This is a genomic window from Psychrobacter urativorans, assembly GCF_904846695.1.
In the GTDB taxonomy this organism is placed as follows: Bacteria; Pseudomonadota; Gammaproteobacteria; order Pseudomonadales; family Moraxellaceae; genus Psychrobacter; species Psychrobacter urativorans.
The window spans coordinates 1-780 of record NZ_CAJHBR010000073.1; the positions used below are offsets into that span (position 1 = coordinate 1).

The following is a 780-nucleotide window of genomic DNA, read 5'->3' on the forward strand; positions in this document are numbered from 1 at the left end:
ACAACTGGCAAGCCAAAAAGCGAACTAACGTCATCGGTGCTCTGTATGAAAAGATGCTATTTGCGCTTGATTACTTTGAACAGAATATCAACAGCCATATATTTTATGACTGGTGCAAATTCACGCTAATTTCAAGCCTTAAAACCAAGTGTGTGGTTGTTATGGATAATGCCAGGTTCCATAAAAATAAACGTATCCAGAAGCTACTTAACAGGCATGGTCATCGTATCCTTTGGTTGCCACCCTACAGCCCTGATTTGAATCCTGAGCGAGGATAAAGCAAAGCACTGCTTTGCCCGAGCGCAAGACGAGAGCTGTGCTCGAGTGGGAAAAGAAATGGGCACAGGCAAAATTTCTGCGCCAAGGATGGATGGAGAATAATTTGCCTAAACTGTTTCATGATATGGGCTGTATCTCTTTTATTCTGGATTGACTATATTACAGCAAAAAGATGAAAAATACATCTGATTATTATCCTTCTGATTTTAGAAAAAATAAAGAATATAATAGCTTGTTTTTAAAATTAAATTAAATTGAGTTAGAAAAACATCATGGCACTATGCAAGATCCTATTCCCATATATAACTACGGCTTTATAGTCACCTGACTTCAAAAATGTTATAGAATGAGTCAACTAAACGATTATTACTATGAATGACCATGACTTACTCCCTAGATTATCGCAAACAAGTCCTGAAAAGCTTAGATGAGGGTATGACCTTTGCTGAAGCTGCTGTTTTCTATGATATCAGTCCTACGACTATCCAGAAGTGGAAAAAG

2 protein-coding genes are annotated in these 780 nt (G+C 37.6%); both read left to right on the forward strand.

The window, feature by feature from the left end:
- The coding region (locus JMY09_RS14430) for a transposase (RefSeq protein ID WP_201624640.1) at nt 1–278 on the forward strand (278 nt) is incomplete at its 5' end.
- A 382-nt stretch (nt 279–660) separates the two neighbouring features.
- The coding region (locus JMY09_RS14435) for a helix-turn-helix domain-containing protein (RefSeq protein ID WP_201622648.1) at nt 661–780 on the forward strand (120 nt) is incomplete at its 3' end.